Raw genomic sequence first — 16,087 nt, forward strand, 5'->3', positions numbered from 1 at the left:
AATCAGGCTGCGCGCGCCATCGAACCCGAGCCCGAATTGCCCGGCCCGGCTTCTTCCACCATGGCCTTGAGCTTCTGGCTGGCGTGGAATGTGACGACGCGGCGCGCCGTAATGGGAATTTCTTCCCCGGTTTTCGGATTGCGGCCGGGCCGCTGCGGCTTGTCTCGCAACTGGAAATTGCCGAAGCCCGACAGCTTCACGGCTTCGCCGCGCTCGAGTGCGTTGCGGATTTCGTCGAAGAAGGTCTCGACCATGTCCTTGGCTTCGCGTTTGTTCAGCCCGACCTGCTCGAACAGCAGTTCGGCCAGCTCGGCCTTGGTCAGGGTCGGCAATGACTGTTCGGCCTCTTTACGTACGCGCGCCACCAGCATTGCACGATCCAGATCGGCCACGAGGGCTTCCTGGAACACCGTCGAATCAACGTCGTTATTGTTAATTTTGAAGCCCTGCCCGTAAGTCAAACGATGCCGCAGCCACAGCAAAGCGGCTTGCGGCCGCTTTGCTGAGAGCCAGGATATGCATATTATGCACGCAGCTTCGCGTTCAGTTTGGTTGAAGCAGTGGCGAGCACCGCCGCCATGATGGCGTCGACCGCATCGTCCTGCAGTGTCGATTGAGTATCTTGCAAGCTAAAGCGGAAAGCAAGGCTTTTTTCATCCGCCTCGAGACCCTTGCCGCGATATTCATCAAACAAAACAACGGCTTGCACGATCTTGCCCATAGGATTTACTGCGATTTCAGCAGTAAAAGCATCCATTACGGACTGGGCCGGAACGTCCTGTTTCACCACCAGCGCCAGGTCGCGCGTGGCGCCCGGAAACTTTGAAATCTCGGCATAGGCCGGCACGATGCGCCCACGCAGCGCCTCGGCATCGACCTCGAACACGACCGGCGCTTGCGGCAGATCATACTTTTGCAGCCAGCGCGGGTGCAGCTCGCCGATCACGCCGATCTGCTGGTCGTCGAGCGTGACGGTGGCCGAGCGACCCGGGTGCAGTGCCGGGTGCTCTGCGGTGGAGAAACGCAGCTGGCGCGGGGCGAACAACGCTTCCAGATCCGCTTTCAGGTCGAAGAAATCGACGGCGCGCGTGGCAACATCCCATTGCTCGTCCAGCGCCGGGCCGTAGGCAATCGCGGCGACGCGCTTTGGCTGGTCGTAACCGGCCACGGTCAGCGGACCGTCCATGACCGATGCGTTGCGCTTGAACACACCGCCGACTTCAAACGCGCGGACGCGGCCGGCCTTGCGGTTGATGTTGTAGCGCACGTTGGCAACCAGGCTACCGATCAGCGACGAACGCATCACGCTGAGCTGGCTGGCGATCGGGTTCTGCAGGCGGATCGGCTCGAGGTTACCGGCGAAGTCCTGCTCCCACGCGCTTTCCACGAAACTCATGTTGACCACTTCCTGGAAACCCAGGTCGGCCAGTTGATGGCGGATCGCAAACAGCGAGCGGGTGTTTTCGGGCTCGATCAGCATCGCGCTCGGCGCCGTGGGCGGCCGGGTCGGAATGTTCTCGAAGCCATAAACGCGCGCGACTTCCTCGATCAGGTCTTCCTCGATCTCGATGTCGAAACGGTACGTTGGCGCCGTGACATGGAACTCGCCGGGCGCCTGCGCAAAGCCCAGCTGCAGGCGCGTGAAGATGTCGGCGATCACGGCATCGGTCAACGGCACGCCAATCACTTGCGCGGCGCGCGCGGTGCGCAGCACCACCGGCGTACGCACTGGCAGATTGACGATCTGGTCATCGATCGGGCCGACCTTGCTGGCCGGCGTGCCGCAGATGTCGATCAACAGCGCCGTAATGCGCTCGAGGTGCTCGGGCACGGTCGCGTAATCGACGCCACGCTCGAAGCGGTGGGCGGCATCGGTCGAGAAATTGAATCGACGGGCCCGGCCCTGGATGGCGTTTGGCCACCAGAAGGCCGCTTCCAGATAGATATCGGTCGTATCGAGCGACACGGCGGTGGAGTCGCCGCCCATGATGCCGGCCAGCGATTCGATCTGTGCTTCGTCGGCAATCACGCCAACCCATTCGTCGACGGCGACCGTGTTGCCATTGAGAAGCTTGAGCGATTCACCGGTCTTGCCCCAGCGTACGTCCAGACTGCCGTGGATCTTGGCCAGATCGAACACGTGCGACGGACGGCCGACTTCAAGCATCACGTAGTTGGAGATATCGACCAGGGCCGAGACCGAGCGCTGGCCACTACGTTCCAGGCGGCGCTTCATCCACTCGGGCGTGGCCGCGCGTGCATTCAGGCCACGGATCACGCGACCGGCGAAACGACCGCACAGGTCAGGCGCCGACACCTTGACGGGCAGGATTTCATCGCTGTTGACCGCCACGGTGCGGGTCGGCTCGAGCATCAACGGTGCACCGGTCAGCGCCGCCACTTCGCGCGCCACGCCCAGCACGGACAGGCAGTCGGCCTTGTTGGGCGTCAGCTTGATCGTGAACTTCAGGTCGTCCAGGCCCAGGTAGTCGCGAATGCTCTGGCCCACCGGCGCATCGGCCGGCAGTTCCATCAAACCATTGCTTTCTTCAGAGATGCCCAGCTCTTTGCTCGAGCACATCATGCCCTGCGACTCGACGCCGCGCAGTTGGCCGACCTTGATTTCAAACGGCTTGCCATCCGCGCCCGGCGGCAGCACGGCGCCGGCTTGCGCGCAGATCGCTTTCATGCCGGCGCGCACGTTCGGGGCGCCGCACACGATATTGAGCAAGGTGCCGGTGCCGACGTCGACCTGGCAGACGTTCAGGCGATCGGCGTTCGGGTGCTTGACCACTTCCTTGACTTCAGCCACAACCACGTTCGAGAACGGTGGGGCCACCGCCTCGACCTCTTCCACTTCGAGGCCCGACATGGTGAGCACGTGCGACAGCTCATCTGAATTGATCGGCGGATTGACGATCGAGCGGAGCCAGTTTTCGGAGAATTGCATAATCTTTGTGCCTCAGCGTCGAATTAATTGAACTGCTTCAGGAAGCGCAGGTCGCCTTCGTAAAACAGGCGCAAATCGCTGATTCCATAACGCAGCATCGTCAGGCGCTCGAGGCCGGAGCCGAACGCGAAGCCGATGAATTTTTCCGGGTCGAGCCCGAAGTTGCGCACCACCGTCGGGTGTACCTGACCGGCGCCCGAGACTTCGAGCCAGCGCCCCTTGAGCGGACCGGAGCCGAACGCGATGTCGATCTCGGCCGACGGTTCGGTGAACGGGAAGTACGATGGACGGAAACGCACTTGCAGGTCGTCCGTCTCGAAGAAGGCCTGGACGAAGTTCAGGTACACGCCCTTGAGATCGGCGAAGCTGATGTTCTCGCCGATCCACAGGCCTTCGACCTGGTGGAACATCGGCGAGTGGGTCGCGTCGCTGTCGACACGGTAGGTACGACCCGGCGCGATGACCTTGATCGGCGGCGTGTGGGTACGGGCGTAGCGCACCTGCATCGGGCTCGTGTGCGTGCGCAGCAGCAGCGGCTTGCCGGTGCTGTCGTTGCCGTCGATGTAGAAGGTGTCCTGCATCGACCGGGCCGGGTGATTTTCGGGGCTGTTCAGTGCCGTGAAATTGGTCCAGTCATTTTCGATCTCGGGGCCGTCGGCCACGTCGAAGCCGATCGAGCGGAAGATCTGCTCGACGCGTTCCCAGGTGCGCATCACCGGATGGATGCCGCCCTTCGAGCGGCCACGACCTGGCAGCGTCACGTCAATGGCTTCCATGGACAGGCGCGCCTGGAGCTGGGCCTCGGCGAGCGCGTCGCGGCGCGCGGTCAATGCCTGTTCGATTTGTTCTTTGGTGGCATTGATCAGGGCGCCCTGCGCCTTGCGCGCATCGGGATCGAGCTTGCCCAGACCCTTCATCAGGTCGGTCACCTGGCCGGTCTTGCCCAGGTACTTGGCTTTCGCATTTTCAAGCGCGGCGGCGTCTGGCGCCTCCGCGAAATCGGCACGGGCCGCGACGACGAGTTCTTCCAGGTTCATGCTTGTTCTTTTCCTGTTTTTCGTTGGCGGGAGACGCCAGAATCAAAAACGGGGCACAGGTGTGAACCTTGCCCCGCTTCTTTGTGCGCCACGCCCCGTGAAGGGCGCGGCACCAACTTGCTCAGCAGCTTAACTGATTAAGCAGCCAGCTTGGCCTTGACGGCGCTGACAATCGCGGCGAATGCCGGCTTGTCATGCACAGCCATGTCGGCCAGGACTTTACGGTCCAGTTCAATTGCGGACTTCTTCAGGCCGTTCATGAACACGCTGTAGGTCATGCCGTGCGAACGCGATGCCGCGTTGATACGGGTGATCCACAGTGCGCGGAAGACGCGCTTCTTGTTGCGACGGTCACGGTATGCGTATTGGCCAGCGCGCATGACTGCTTGCTTGGCAACACGATATACCTTGCTGCGACGACCGCGGTAACCTTTGGCAAGGTCAAGAACCTTCTTATGACGGGCACGTGCTGTAACCCCACGTTTAACTCTAGGCATAGTAGCTCCTTAGTGTGAGATTAAGCAGATGGCATCATGCGGTAGACGGACGTGACGTCTGCTGCATTGATGTTGCGGGTGCCGCGCAGTTGGCGCTTGTTCTTGGTGGTCTTCTTGGTCAGGATGTGACGCTTGAACGCCATACCCGATTTCACAGTACCACCCGGACGCACGCGAAAACGTTTCTTCGCGCTGCTTTTGGTTTTCATTTTTGGCATAGTCATCTGCCCTCGCGGACAGTCTCATATGTAACAGGATTGCAGGTGGCAGCGACGCTGCTCTTAGATGCCTACTTTCACTTGTTTTGCAGCAGACGCAGAGTCTGCTACAACCTGCTTGTCGCAAACAGGAATCGAAGATTGTAGCACAGCTTCTACGCGCTGCGATAGCCGACAGGAAGAAACACGAATGGTCGGCGACACCGGATCTAGGGACGCAATAAAGCCGGGCCGGGCCGCAGACAAAGTCTGCAACACGGGCCCGGCTCTGGATGCTCCCGGCGAAGAATTACTTCTTCTTCCTCGGCGCGACCACCATGATCATCTGGCGACCTTCGAGTTTCGGGAACTGCTCCACCTGACCGACTGCATCGAGATCCGTGCGCAGACGCTCGAGCACACGCATACCGATATCCTGGTGGGCCATTTCACGACCACGGAAGCGCAGCGTGATCTTGGCTTTGTCGCCTTCTTCCAGGAACTTGATGAGGTTACGCAACTTGATGTTGTAGTCGCCGTCATCGGTACCCGGGCGGAATTTGACTTCCTTGACCTGGATGATCTTCTGCTTGAGCTTCGCCTCATGCGCCTTTTTTTGCTCCGAATACTTGAACTTGCCGTAGTCCATCAGGCGGCAGACCGGCGGGACCGCGTTTGGCGCGATCTCGACCAGGTCGACGTTCAGTTCTTCGGCCATACGGAATGCGTCGGCCAGACTAACGATGCCCAATGGCTCGTTCTCTACACCGTTCAAACGCATTTCGGGATGGGTGATCTCGCCATTGATGCGATTGTTCTTGTCAGTAGCTATGTTGTTTCCTTTGAACGTATTGAAATTTGGCCGGGATTACTTCGTCTTGGCGGCGACTTCGCCCACCAGACGTTCCACGAGTTCATCGACGGACATCACGCCCAGATCGACATTGCCTCGGGCTCGCACAGCCACAGTATTCGCGTCTTTTTCTTTATCCCCAACAACGAGGATGTACGGCAGTTTTTGGACGGAATGTTCACGTATTTTATAGGTGATCTTCTCGTTGCGCAAATCGGCGTGAACACGCAGGCCTGCGGCGCGCAGTTTGGCCTCGACTTCCTTCACGTAATCGCCCTGCGCATCCGAGATATTGAGCACCGCCACTTGCACCGGTGCCAGCCAGAGTGGCATTGCGCCCGCGTAGTTTTCGATCAGGATGCCGATGAAACGCTCCATCGAACCCACGATCGCACGGTGCAGCATCACCGGCACGCGGCGGGTGTTGTCTTCTGCCACGTACTCGGAACCGAGACGACCCGGCATCGAGAAGTCGACCTGCACGGTGCCGACCTGCCATGGACGGCCGAGGCTATCCTTCAGGTGGTACTCGATCTTCGGACCATAGAACGCGCCCTCGCCCGGCAATTCAGTCCAGGTCACGCCACAGGCACGCAGCGCCGAGCGCAGCGATTCTTCGGCCTGATCCCAGACGTCGTCCGCACCGATGCGGCTGTCGGGACGCAGCGCCAGCTTGACGTCGATATTGGCAAAGCCGAAGTCATCGTACACGGCCATCGCCTGGGCGTGGAACGACGTGACTTCGCGCTCGACCTGCTCTTCGGTACAGAAGATGTGGCCATCATCCTGGGTAAAACCGCGCACGCGCATCAGGCCGTGCAGCGCGCCGGACGGCTCGTTGCGGTGGCACTGGCCGAATTCGCCGAAGCGCAGCGGCAGGTCGCGGTACGAGCGCATGCCCGAATTGTAGATCTGCACGTGGCCCGGGCAATTCATTGGCTTCAACGCATACGAACGGTTCTCCGACTCGGTCGTAAACATATTGTCGCGGTAGTTTTCCCAGTGACCGGTCTTTTCCCACAGCGTGCGGTCGAGGATCTGCGGCGCCTTGACTTCGCTGTAGCCGGCAACCTGGTACTTGTGGCGCATGTATTGCTCGACCTGCTGCCAGATGGTCCAGCCCTTCGGATGCCAGAACACGAGGCCCGGGGCTTCCTCCTGGAAGTGGAACAGGTCCAGCGACTTGCCGAGTTTCCGGTGATCGCGCTTTTCGGCCTCTTCCAGCATGTGCAGGTACTGCTCCTGGTCTTCCTTTTTGGTCCAGGCGGTGCCGTACACGCGCTGCAGCATCTCGTTCTTCGAGTCGCCGCGCCAGTAGGCGCCCGCCAGCTTCATCAGCTTGAAGACTTTCAGCTTGCCGCTCGATGGCACGTGCGGGCCGCGGCACAGGTCGGTGAAGCTGCCTTCGGTGTACAGCGAGACATCCTCGTTCGCCGGGATCGAGGCAATGATTTCCGCCTTGTAGTGCTCGCCGATCGATTTGAAGTAATCGACGGCCTCGTCGCGTGGCAGCACCTTGCGGGTAACCGGCTCATCCTTCTTGGCCAGCTCGGTCATCTTCTTTTCGATGGCGACCAGGTCGTCCGGGGTGAACGGGCGCTTGTACGAGAAATCGTAGTAGAAACCGTTTTCGATGACCGGGCCGATCGTCACTTGCGCTTCCGGGAACAGCTCCTTGACCGCGTGCGCGAGCAGGTGGGCGGTCGAGTGACGGATCACGTCCAGGCCTTCCGGATCGCGGTCGGTGACGATTGCGAGATCGGCGTCGGCGTCGATCAGGAACGACGTGTCGACCACTTTACCGTTGACCTTGCCGGCCAGCGCTGCCTTGCCCAGGCTCGGAGCAATGCTCTGCGCTACCTGCGCCACCGTCACCGGACCGTCAAACTGGCGGCTGGAACCATCGGGAAGTCGGACGTTCAACATGCTGTACTCCAATCGTGGCGCCGCGCGCCGTTAAAAATCAAGAATCAAGGATAGTAAAATCTGGACGAAAAAAAACGCGGGCTAGCCGCGTTTTCTTCTTTGTGTCGAGCAAAAGAACACCACACCGCGCCTAGCGATTCCCCCACAACCTGGTTGTAGTTCGCGGTGTCATAACCGTTGATGCCTTTCTCGCTCTTACAATTCGAAGTTCAAACAAGCTACTGCGCGTTTGCAGTTTCGGTCTGCGATGCTCGCCGTACATTCGTACGACTGCGCTTCTCAACCAAAACTGCTGCCGCTCGCTACGCTTCTTTGCACTTCTGTGTTCTGGTGGGCGGTGCAGAATTCGAATCTGCGACCCCTTGGATGTCGACCAAGTATTCTAACCAGCTGAACTAACCGCCCGATGCCGCCATTATAGGGACCCGATGCCCGAACCGCAACCCTTGCACAAAATTTATTGCTGATCAGGCCATCCTGCTGCACCGGCCGCGATGATTTACACTGGTGCCCCGTTCGACTATTGATTGCATGGCGATGACGTACCAGCCGCATGACCCTTCTCACCTGCATGCCCACCTCGACGGTGACGCAAGCCATTCCCACTCCATCGAAGCGCGCAGCCAGAAGGCGCTGGCGTTCGCGATGGGCCTGACACTGCTGTTCGCGCTGGTCGAAGTGATTACCGGCTTCATATCCAATTCGCTGGCCCTGATCTCGGACGCCGGCCACATGGTCACCGACGCCGCTGCCCTTGGCCTTGCCCTGCTTGCGCAACTGATCGCCAAACGCCCGCCATCGGCGCGCCACTCGTTCGGCTTCGTGCGCGCCGAAGCCCTGGCCGCGTTTGTCAACTGCCTGGTGATGCTGGCCCTGGTGGGCTGGATCGGCTGGGAAGCCATCCAGCGCCTGATGCATCCTGAGCCCGTCAAGGGCGGCATCGTCCTGGTCGTGGCCGCGCTGGGCGCCTCGATCAATCTGCTCGTCGCCTGGATCCTGTCGCGCAACAACGACAGCATCAACACGCGCGCCGCGCTCGTCAACGTGATGGGCGACCTGCTCGGCTCGCTGGCCGCGATCGCGTCCGGCGCGATCATCTATTTCACCGGCTGGCTGCGGGCCGACCCGATCCTGTCGATCTTCGTCGCGCTCCTGATCCTGCGTTCGACGAGTGGCATTCTGCGTGAGTCGTACCATTTCCTGATGGAAGGCGTGCCCCACAAGATCGACTTCGTCCGGGTCGGCGCCGACATGGCCGCCGTCGACGGCGTGCTGGGCGTGCACGATATGCACGTGTGGGACATGTCACCGGGCCATCCGGCGCTGATCGGCCACATCGAGATCCGCAGCCTGGAACAGTGGCCCGCCGTGCTGGAAGCGGTGCGCGCGATGCTGCGCGCACGGCATGGCATCGACCACGTCACGCTGCAACCGGAAGCGGCCGGCGGCAAATCGTTGTGAAACCGACAGTCAACGTCACCTTGCCACTTGCTGTGTAAGCACAGGCCCACCCGGCACGAGCGCGCGCGCCGATAGCCCGACCCTGCAATCGGCGACATAATGCACGCATGGACCTCTCACCAAACGTATTTGACACCCTCATCATCGGCGGCGGGCCAGGCGGCCTGACCGCCGCCATCTACCTGCGCCGCTTCACCCGCAACGTCGCGCTGGTCGACAAAGGCAATAGCCGCCTGGCCTGGATTCCCGTCTCGCACAACTACCCTGGCTTTCCGGACGGGATCAACGGCCAGTTGCTGCTCGACCAGTTGCGCTGCCAGCTCGGCAAGTACGGCGGCCACGTGATTCCCGGTGAAATCAGCAACCTGCGCATCGACGACGGCCTGTTCATCGCCGACTGTACCAGCCCCGACGGCGACGTCACCGAAATGCGCGCCTACACGGTGCTGCTGGCCACCGGCGTGGCCGACGTCGGCATGCCGGTCGAACGCTGGGACGAAGCGGTGGCCAGCGGCGCGGTGCGCCTGTGCCCTGTGTGCGACGGCTACGACGTGATCGACAAACGCATCGCCGTGGCCACGGCCGAAATCAACCCGGTTGGCCATGCCCTGTTCATGCGCAGCTTCAGCCGCGACGTGCTGCTGTTCGAGCGGGCCGACGAGTCGGTGGTCGATGCCGACCAGCATGCGCAGTTGCAGGCCGCAAACGTGCAGCACATCGCGTCACCGCTGGCCGGCGTCACGCTGACCGACGATCTGAAACCCGTGCTGCACACGCGCGACGGGCAATCCTACGAATGCGATGTGTTCTACCCGATGCTGGGCGAAAATGCGCGCTCCGCGCTGGCGGCCAAGCTGGGCGCCGAAACAGTCGAATGCGACACGCTGGCGGTCGACGACCATTGCCGCACCGCGGTGCCAGGACTGTACGCAATCGGGGATGTCACGCGAGGTCTGAACCAGATCACGGTGGCAACCGGCCAGGCGGCCATTGCCGCAACGACGATCCACAACACGCTGCCGTGGGCGCTGCGCTAAGCGGCTAAGTTCTACAAGCCGCCAGCGATCTTGCGGCGTCGCTCGATTGCCGCCTGCGCGGCCGTGTCTCCCGCGGCCTCGGCGCGCTTCGCCTGCACCCCCAGCCATGCCAGCAGCGGCCGGCGCCAGCCCTGGATCGACGCCGTGTCGACGGCCAGCGCGATTCCCGCCGGCGCGATGCGCCCTGCCTTGAACTGCGCACCGGCCGCAACCAGCCGCGCCAGCGGATCGGCGATGTTCTCCAGCGCCCCACCACCAACGACAGCCCGATGCTGCTCCGGCAGCAATGCCAGATCCAGTCCATCCCACTGCCCCGCCAGATAGGCGGCGTAGGCGCGCTGCGCCGGTGTGGCGTCAAGCGCCAGCGCCGCATAACCCGGGCAATCCTCGAACACCAGACTGGCCACCTGCGCCGCGCAGCGCACCAGCTCGACCTGGGCCACATGATCGGCACGGCCAGTGGCAGTCGTCTCGGCGCGCGCCTCGCGAAACTCGGCGTTCGACGCGGCCGTGTGGCCTTTCAGGTAATCGTCGACCGACGCGTCGAGCGCGCCCTTGGCATTGGCCTGCCAGTCAGGCGGCAACGGCTTGCTCGCGCAGCCGGCCAGCAAGGCAGCGATCAACAATGGAATGGTCTTCATGGCAGCTTGATCTCCGGACTGGTGCGCGCGAACGGCCACTTGCGGTTGATTTCTTCGACCAGACGATTCACCTTGCGCAGGCTAGCGTCGACGTCGCCGCGCAGCGCGCTCAGGTCTTCGGTTGCCTCGCGCGTGTTGGCGCCAACCGCTTGCGCTTCGACCAGCACTGCGTCGACTTTCTTCAATGTGGCGCTGGCGTCCTTGAGCACGACGTCGAGCTGGCGCACCGCCGTCTGGGCATCGTCCATCACGCCGGCCTGGCCAAACACGCGCTGGTCGGCCTTGGCCAGGATCAGATTCACGCGGTCGAGCGCTTCCATCAGTTTCTTCGCTTCTTCGTCACCACCCAGCGCGCCGCCCAGAACGCCGTAGCGCCCCGACATGCGGCCTGTCACGGCCGACAGGTTCGACAGGCTGGTATTGACGTCCGAGCCGGACGACGTCATGGTTTCCAGGTTTTCCAGCAGGCCGCGCGCCGTGGCGACGATGCGCGGGATTTCGGCAGTGGCGTCGCCGCGCAGCACGGTGCGGGTCGAACCGGCCGGCAGCGGGGCATCGGTCAGCACCCCGGTGTAGGCGCGCAGGCGTGTTTCGCCGACGATGCTCGACTCCAGCGTGAACACGCTCGAGGCGCGCAGCCACTTGGCGTCCTTGCTCTGGACGTCGACCAGGATATTGACCTTGCCGCTGTCGGCCAGCTCGACCTGGCGCACGCGCCCGATCGGAAAACCGGCAAACGTCATGTCCATGCCGGGAATGACGCCGGTCGAATCGTCGGCCACGAGCGTCAGGCGCTGGGTCGGCTCGAACACGCCGCGCGCGTACATCACGTAGAACACAAAGCTGCAGATCATCAGTCCCAGAAAAACGAGGAGGATCACGGCCTTGGTTTCGACGTGCTTCGGTTCCTCGGGAAGCGCGGTATCGGGAATCTGGTCCGTCATGTAAGTTCTGGTCCTGTCAGTCAGATGTATTTCAGTGCAAGCGACGCCGCTTCGATCACGATCAGCACGAACAGCAGGCGCAGTGCGCCCGGCTGCACGGTGGAGACCAGACGCCGTGGATAACGCTGCAATTCGAGGATGGCCGCCGTCGGGATCAGCGCCACGGCCAGGCCGAACAGCACCGTCTTGAGCACGAAGCCGGCCGTGACGCTTGGTGCGAACACACGCCCGACCGTGCGGGTGTAGTCGCCCAGCCCCCATGGCGACACGCCGTACACGTTCAGGTAGGCCAGTAGCAGCACGACAATCGACGTGACCAGCGCCAGCGTCAGCACCGCCACCGCATTGGCGATCAACTGGGGCACCAGGTCGCTGCGCATGCGGCGCAGCGCATCCTCACCCGCGCCACGCGCGAGGGGGCCGGCGCGCGCCAGGCCCAGCGCCGACGCGTCGAACGCCATGCTGGCGCGCAGCGCAACGAACAGCGCCGCGCACAGCGGAATCAATTCGAGCACCAGCACCCGCACCACCATCTCGAGCGCAAAGCCCGACAAGCCGTAGCTCTTGGCCGTGACCAGCACGATGCGGATGATGACCAGGCTCACCAGGCACGAGGCCAGCGTGAACCAGGGCAGCACCTGCCAGGTGCTGGCGTGGATGTGGCGCGCGGTGGCGTGGAAGCGCTCGCGCTGCCAGGTGGATGGCGAGAGCGCCAGCACGATGGCGACCGCGCCCAGGTGGATCATGTACCACCAGCTGCGCGAGTAGCGTTTGACGTGCGCGAACCAGAGTTCGGGATGGGCGGTGGAAGGAAGCGAGCGCGGCATGGGCTGAATGATACTGCGGTTGCGGCAGGCTGCGCGAGTCGGTGACAAATGATTACGTCACGACGCCGCGCACCACGTCTGGCGCTACTGCCGCTTCGCCTCCATCACGCCGCCCACTTCCATGATCGCCGCCAGCGCTTTCTGCGCCTGCGCCGTCGACCCGATTTCGGCCGTGAAGATCATCCGCGCCTGGCCCTTGGCGCTTTGCGTGTTCACCCCGATCACATTGATCTTCTCGCGCGAGAAGACTTCGGAGATATCGCGCAGCAGCCCTTGCCGGTCCTGCGCCAGGATGAACAGGTCGATCGGGTAGACGGTCTCGGTCCCGGCTGAACCCCATTCGGTCTGAATCACGCGTTCCGGTGACTTGGTCTGCATCTCGGAGAAGTTCTTGCACGTCAGCCGGTGGATCGAGACGCCCTTGCCGCGCGTGACGAAGCCGATGATCGGGTCCGGCGGCGCCGGCTTGCAGCACTTCGCGAGCAAGGTCATCAGCCCCTCGGTGCCCAGCACCAGCACGCCCGACTTGGCGCCCTGCTCCACGCTCGAGGCGCGGCTCTTGTTGTCGAACTTCGGTTCCTCGAGCGGCGCCGGTTCGTCGCCATCGTGCAGCGCCGCTTCCACGTGGCGCAGGCTGAACTTGTCCTTGCCCACTTCGATGAACAGTTCGTCCACCTTGGCAAAGCCCAGCTTGTGCGCGAGCATTTCCAGGTTGACGGCCGTCTTACCTTCGCGCTGGAGCGATTTTTCGACGAGCGCGCGGCCATGGGCCAGCGTTTCGGCCTGGTCCAGCGCATGGAACCAGGCGCGGATCTTCGAGCGCGTGCGGCTGCTGACCGCGTAGCCGGGACTGAGCCAGTCGCGCGACGGGCCCTGGTTGCCGCTCGAGCCTTTGGCCGTGATGATTTCGCAGGTCTGGCCGTTCTTGAGTTGCGTATTGAGCGGCACCATCACGCCATCGATGCGCGCGCCGCGGCAACGATGGCCGACATCGCTGTGCAAGTGGTACGCAAAGTCGATTGGCGTACCACCCACCGGCAGCTCGAGCACCCGCGCCTGCGGCGTCAACACGAAGATGCGGTCGTCGAGCGTCGTGGCCTTGAGCTTTTCGACCCATTCGCGCTGCAGTTCTTCCTGGCCCGAGACCGCATCGGACACGTCGGTCTTCCACGCCAGCAGCTGGCGCAGCCAGGCGATCTTTTCGTCGTATTGCTGGCTCTTGAAGTTCGAGCCGCCTTCTTCTTTATAACGCCAGTGCGCGGCAATGCCGTATTCGGCAAAGTTGTGCATCTCTTGTGTGCGGATCTGCACTTCGAGCGGTCGTCCGTCTTCGGCCATGACCACCGTATGCAGCGAGCGGTAGCCGTTGGGCTTCGGGCGCGAAATATAGTCGTCGAACTCCTTCGGCACCGGCGTCCAGATATTGTGGATCACGCCCAGCACCGTGTAGCAGGTCTTGATGTCGGGGACGATCACGCGAAACGCGCGCACGTCATACAGCTCGGTGAAATCGAGCTCCTTGCCGCGCATCTTGCTCCAGATGCTGTAGATGTGCTTTGGCCGGCCCGACACATCGGCCGGAATCGAGGCCGATGCCAGCTCGCTTTGCAGGCGCTCGATCGACGAGGCGACGAAGCTTTCGCGCGACATGCGCTTTTCTTCGAGCATCTTGGCGATGCGCTTGTAGGTATCGGGTTCGATGAAGCGAAACGCCAGGTCTTCCAGCTCCCACTTCAGTTGCCAGATCCCGAGGCGGTTGGCCAGCGGCGCATAGAAGTCCAGCACCTCGCGCCCGTACGCGCGCGTGACGTCGTCAAACCGCTTGTGTTCGGCGAAGTGGCGCAGCGTGGCCGCGCACGAGGCCAGGCGCATCAGCACCACGCGCATGTCGGTGGCCATCGCCAGCAGCATCTTGCGCAGCGTCTCGTTTTGCGCCGCCGCCTGCTGCGCCGCGTTCTTGCCACTGCCTACAGGCGCACCGCCAGCGGTCAGGTCGCGCAGGCGAATCAGCTGATGCACGCCCTGCACCAGCGCGACGACACCGGCGCCGAAGCGTTCTTCGAGGTCGGTGAACACGGCCGGGTCTATCAGCGCCAGTTCGAACACCAGGCCGGCGATACGGGTTTCGGCATCGGTATTCAGGTACGCGAGCGTGCCAGCGGCGCCGAGCGAGAATTCGAACGCGCTCTGGCCCGAGCCGGCCAGGCGCGCCCCGTAGGCGCCGAACGCGTACTCTAGCGCGCCATGCACGCGCACACAATCCTCAGCGCTCAGGCCCTGTACCAGGCCGGTCTTGGCGTCGCCTAACAGTGCGGTGGAGACCATGCGCTCAGCGCAGCGCGGCGGTGACGCACACCTCGACCAGGCAGGCCGGATTGGCCAGCTTGGCTTCGACGGTGGCGCGCGGCGGCGTGTGGCCCTGGGCGACCCACTCGTCCCAGACCGCGTTCATGCCGGGGAAGTTGTCCATGTCCGAAATGAAGATATTGCACGACAGGATGCACGACTTGTCGCTGCCCGCTTCGCCCAGCAAGCGGTCGACGTGACCCAGCACTTCGCGCATCTGGCCATCGATGCCCTGGGTGGTGTCTTCGGCGATCTGGCCGGCCAGGTACACGGTCTCGTTGTGGATGGCGACTTCGGACAGTCGTTTGCCTACGTACAGTCGTTTGATTTCCATGATGTCTTTCTGTTCGATGGTGGTTGATTCAGGCCGGATCGTCATGATCCCGTGCCGGTTAAAAATGTGCGGGCAAGCGCGATCTGGTCGGCGTGCACGAAGGTCGGCGCATGGCCGACGCCGGGGAGTTCGACCAGACGCGCATGCGGCCCGCGCGTCGTCATCTGCTGCGCCGTGGCGCGCGAAAGCAGATCGGACTGTTCGCCGCGCACCAGCAGCGTCGGACATCTGATCGCATCCCACGCGGCCCACAGCGCCGCTTCGTCCTCTGCCGCACGTTCGACCGTGATGGCGCGAAACGGCTGCGCCAGATTCAGGTCGTAGTGACGGCGCCACTGGCCGTCGGTGTCCTGGCGCAGCACGTCGCTTGCCAGCTTGTGCCATTCGTCGTCGGTGTGCGGGCCGAATGTCGCCGAGACGGCCTTGATGTAATCCGCGCCGGCGGCAAAGCTCGGGAAGCGCACGTCCTGGGCGATATACTCGCCGATGCGCTGCAGCGCCTCGCTGCCCAGCGCCGGACCGATATCGTTGATCACGAGTCGCGAGATCGGCGAGTTGTCGAGGGCGGCCAGCATCATGCCGATCAGGCCGCCCATCGACGTGCCGAACCAGGCCACGTCCTCATTATCAGCGTCGGCGCCGGCAGTCACGCGGGCAATCAGCGTGACCATGTCGGCCACGTATTGCGACACCTGGTAGCCGGCCGGATCGCGCAGCCGGTCGGACCGTCCGCGCCCGACGATATCGGGGCACACGACGCGCCAGGTGTCGCACAGCGCGCGCGCCAGATGATCGAAGTCGTCCCCGACGCGGGTCACGCCATGCACGCACACGAGCACCTTCGGATTGTCCGGGGCGCCCCATTCCTTGTAGGCGACGCGGTGCAACCCGCGTGGCGACGTGCACTGGACGCTCTTGAATCTGGGCTCGGACATCGCGACTCCGGGAGAAGAAAATCATGAAGGGCGCCTGGCTGCTTTCGCGCGCGGGAGGCGTTACGGTTAGAATTCTACCAATTCTGAGGGAGTTCCCCCGAT

15 protein-coding genes and 1 tRNA gene are annotated in these 16,087 nt (G+C 62.8%); 2 read left to right on the forward strand and 14 right to left on the reverse strand.

The features are described 5' to 3' along the window. Nucleotides 1–2: 2 nt before the first annotated feature. The 8 genes from RCH14_RS15800 to RCH14_RS15835 form a co-directional block, all read right to left on the reverse strand. A complete protein-coding gene (locus tag RCH14_RS15800; protein ID WP_183553735.1) occupies nucleotides 3–371 on the reverse strand; it encodes an integration host factor subunit alpha in 369 nt (122 codons plus the stop codon). 152 nt (nucleotides 372–523) lie between these two features. Continuing rightward, on the reverse strand, nucleotides 524–2,950 hold the full coding sequence (gene pheT, locus RCH14_RS15805) for a phenylalanine--tRNA ligase subunit beta (protein WP_343027057.1): 2,427 nt from the start codon (nucleotides 2,948–2,950) through the stop codon (nucleotides 524–526). A 23-nt stretch (nucleotides 2,951–2,973) separates the two neighbouring features. Then, nucleotides 2,974–3,987: a phenylalanine--tRNA ligase subunit alpha gene (gene pheS, locus RCH14_RS15810; protein ID WP_343027058.1), complete on the reverse strand. Its 1,014-nt coding sequence runs from the start codon at nucleotides 3,985–3,987 to the stop codon at nucleotides 2,974–2,976. 137 nt (nucleotides 3,988–4,124) lie between these two features. Then, on the reverse strand, nucleotides 4,125–4,484 hold the full coding sequence (gene rplT / locus RCH14_RS15815; RefSeq protein ID WP_183553077.1) for a 50S ribosomal protein L20: 360 nt from the start codon (nucleotides 4,482–4,484) through the stop codon (nucleotides 4,125–4,127). Nucleotides 4,485–4,504: 20 nt separating this feature from the next. Next, entirely contained in the window at nucleotides 4,505–4,702 is a 198-nt protein-coding gene (gene rpmI / locus RCH14_RS15820) for a 50S ribosomal protein L35 (RefSeq protein ID WP_183553079.1), read from the reverse strand. Nucleotides 4,703–4,991: 289 nt separating this feature from the next. Then, entirely contained in the window at nucleotides 4,992–5,513 is a 522-nt protein-coding gene (infC, locus tag RCH14_RS15825; RefSeq protein WP_183553737.1) for a translation initiation factor IF-3, read from the reverse strand. Between the two features lie 36 nt (nucleotides 5,514–5,549). After that, a complete protein-coding gene (gene thrS, locus RCH14_RS15830; RefSeq protein WP_343027059.1) occupies nucleotides 5,550–7,460 on the reverse strand; it encodes a threonine--tRNA ligase in 1,911 nt (636 codons plus the stop codon). Nucleotides 7,461–7,788: 328 nt separating this feature from the next. Next, nucleotides 7,789–7,865: transfer RNA gene (locus RCH14_RS15835), tRNA-Val, on the reverse strand. A 132-nt stretch (nucleotides 7,866–7,997) separates the two neighbouring features. On the opposite strand from RCH14_RS15835, the gene RCH14_RS15840 reads away from it, so the two are divergent. Both RCH14_RS15840 and RCH14_RS15845 read left to right on the forward strand, forming a co-directional pair. After that, nucleotides 7,998–8,921: a cation diffusion facilitator family transporter gene (locus RCH14_RS15840; protein WP_343027209.1), complete on the forward strand. Its 924-nt coding sequence runs from the start codon at nucleotides 7,998–8,000 to the stop codon at nucleotides 8,919–8,921. Between the two features lie 107 nt (nucleotides 8,922–9,028). Continuing rightward, entirely contained in the window at nucleotides 9,029–9,958 is a 930-nt protein-coding gene (locus tag RCH14_RS15845; protein ID WP_343027060.1) for an NAD(P)/FAD-dependent oxidoreductase, read from the forward strand. 11 nt (nucleotides 9,959–9,969) lie between these two features. Here RCH14_RS15845 and RCH14_RS15850 read toward each other — a convergent pair whose 3' ends face one another. The 6 genes from RCH14_RS15850 to RCH14_RS15875 all read right to left on the reverse strand — a co-directional run bounded on the left by RCH14_RS15850 (nucleotide 9,970) and on the right by RCH14_RS15875 (nucleotide 15,985). After that, nucleotides 9,970–10,599: a hypothetical protein gene (locus RCH14_RS15850; protein ID WP_343027061.1), complete on the reverse strand. Its 630-nt coding sequence runs from the start codon at nucleotides 10,597–10,599 to the stop codon at nucleotides 9,970–9,972. Continuing rightward, complete coding sequence (locus RCH14_RS15855; protein WP_343027062.1) at nucleotides 10,596–11,543, reverse strand: MlaD family protein; 948 nt, start codon at nucleotides 11,541–11,543, stop codon at nucleotides 10,596–10,598. Before RCH14_RS15855 ends, RCH14_RS15850 begins: the two co-directional genes overlap by 4 nt. Before the next feature lie 20 nt (nucleotides 11,544–11,563). Next, nucleotides 11,564–12,370 (reverse strand): ABC transporter permease, encoded by an 807-nt coding sequence (locus RCH14_RS15860; RefSeq protein WP_343027063.1) that lies wholly within the window; start codon nucleotides 12,368–12,370, stop codon nucleotides 11,564–11,566. Nucleotides 12,371–12,454: 84 nt separating this feature from the next. Next, nucleotides 12,455–14,695, reverse strand: a complete 2,241-nt coding sequence (locus RCH14_RS15865; RefSeq protein ID WP_343027064.1) for a bifunctional (p)ppGpp synthetase/guanosine-3',5'-bis(diphosphate) 3'-pyrophosphohydrolase — start codon at nucleotides 14,693–14,695, stop codon at nucleotides 12,455–12,457. A 4-nt stretch (nucleotides 14,696–14,699) separates the two neighbouring features. Continuing rightward, nucleotides 14,700–15,050: a RidA family protein gene (locus RCH14_RS15870; protein WP_343027065.1), complete on the reverse strand. Its 351-nt coding sequence runs from the start codon at nucleotides 15,048–15,050 to the stop codon at nucleotides 14,700–14,702. 41 nt (nucleotides 15,051–15,091) lie between these two features. Then, nucleotides 15,092–15,985: an alpha/beta hydrolase gene (locus tag RCH14_RS15875; protein WP_343027066.1), complete on the reverse strand. Its 894-nt coding sequence runs from the start codon at nucleotides 15,983–15,985 to the stop codon at nucleotides 15,092–15,094. Nucleotides 15,986–16,087: the final 102 nt, after the last annotated feature.

Origin of the sequence: Massilia sp. MP_M2, assembly GCF_039123635.1 — a bacterium.
Lineage (GTDB): Bacteria > Pseudomonadota > Gammaproteobacteria > Burkholderiales > Burkholderiaceae_D > Telluria.